Genomic DNA, 1,442 nt, shown 5'->3' with positions numbered 1-1,442 from the left:
TTTTTGTATTTACTACGATCTAAATTTTAGGTGTCTTCTAAAATTGCACCGTATGATTGACGTATATTTCCACTTCTTTACCTGCTGGCAAAAACCAAATGTTAGTTTTTTGTAGCATTTGGGTAATTGCTTGTTGATTGCGTTGTGCAATTTGGGGAACTAAATAATTAAAACCACCTTCTAGAATTCCTGCTGCAATGTTGCGTTTGTTGTAATTAGTAAGTATTTGAGGATTATTATTAATATCACGATATTGATATGTAGTATCGCTCCGATTGAGTAATTCTGCGGCTTTGTTAATACCTGCCATCACGAACAATCCCGCATCCATTGAGAATTGGTGGAATTAACACCAAATTGAGGAGTAAGATAAACTTCACCGTAACTACCAAATTTTGCTAAGTTAGCCCATTCCTGGAGAAGGTCGGGTGGAGATGGTTTAGTATCTGAGTTCGCCACGGAAGATGGAAGTACTTGTGGTAAAGCAGCTGTAGAGTTTTGTGGAGGAGTTACTCGTTGAGAGTGGGGGTTTTGAATTGGGCGTGCAATTATCACTGTTCTAGGCACATAAACTGTTCGTACAGGCGTTGATATTCTGGCTTTAGAAGCAGTTGAATATTTACTTTGCTCAACTTTAACTTTAGAAACAGGTGTTGCTGCAATTCTCAGGTTTTGTTGAGCTTCTATTATTGTCTGTGCTTGTTCTGCAAGGGCTAATTTAGTTTTGAGGGTCTCTATTTCTTCCTCTAAACTTTCTTCGCGAGATGGAATTGGTGGTGATGGGATTACTAAGTCAACTGTCTTAGTTCTTGGCTTTTGATTTTTGTAACTGATTAAGTGTGATAAAAAGCCACCAACTAACATAATTATCACTAAAGTCACACCACCTACTAAGACCAACTTAGCAAAGGGATTAGATGAAAACGGTTCATTAGTTACAACTGTTTCTAATTCTGGAGATTCTAATTGCAAGGGAACTGAATCTTCTGGAATTCCTCTAATATCAATAGTTTTTTCTTCTTCAAGTCCAACTAATCTTGCCATTTTCGATTCAAATTCCGAAGCATCTTCTGAGGAAAAAGAATTAGAGTCCATATAATGGCACTAAGATAAACGGCAACTTGTATTTTCCCAGCAATTTTTTATCACTAGAATAACTTTAATCTATGCTTTTTTTGAAAAAACCTTTCTCAAAAAAATAGTGATTTCTATTGAGTTTATACTTACAAATATTAGATTAAAAAATGAATTGTAGTAACCATATTTTTAGACGTAAGGTTCTTAGTTACGTCTCAAATATATCTATTTAATAGCATTTCACGTTATGAGGTAGGACTTATAGCAGGCAATAGACAATAGAGAAAGAAAGTCTCTTGGTGTCTGGGTTTGACTGTCAATTTATGTCCTAATACCGATTCAAAAAATGTTTGCGACAGATACCC

2 protein-coding genes are annotated in these 1,442 nt (G+C 35.5%); both read right to left on the bottom strand.

What is annotated here, in order from left to right; genetic code table 11:
* Positions 1 to 37 precede the first annotated feature (37 nt).
* Complete coding sequence (locus tag GNE10_RS36310) at positions 38 to 310, bottom strand: TrbI/VirB10 family protein (RefSeq protein WP_260447150.1); 273 nt, start codon at positions 308 to 310, stop codon at positions 38 to 40.
* Positions 310 to 1,095 carry a hypothetical protein gene (locus GNE10_RS34435; protein WP_260447149.1) on the bottom strand — a complete coding sequence of 262 codons (786 nt, stop codon included), beginning with the start codon at positions 1,093 to 1,095 and terminating at the stop codon, positions 310 to 312. Before GNE10_RS34435 ends, GNE10_RS36310 begins: the two co-directional genes overlap by 1 nt.
* Positions 1,096 to 1,442 lie beyond the last annotated feature (347 nt).

This window comes from Nostoc sp. 2RC (genome assembly GCF_014222165.1).
Taxonomy (GTDB): Bacteria; Cyanobacteriota; Cyanobacteriia; order Cyanobacteriales; family Nostocaceae; genus Nostoc; species Nostoc linckia.
The sequence above is the reverse complement of the archived record's forward strand: the minus strand, read 5'-3'. Positions and strand labels throughout refer to the sequence as shown.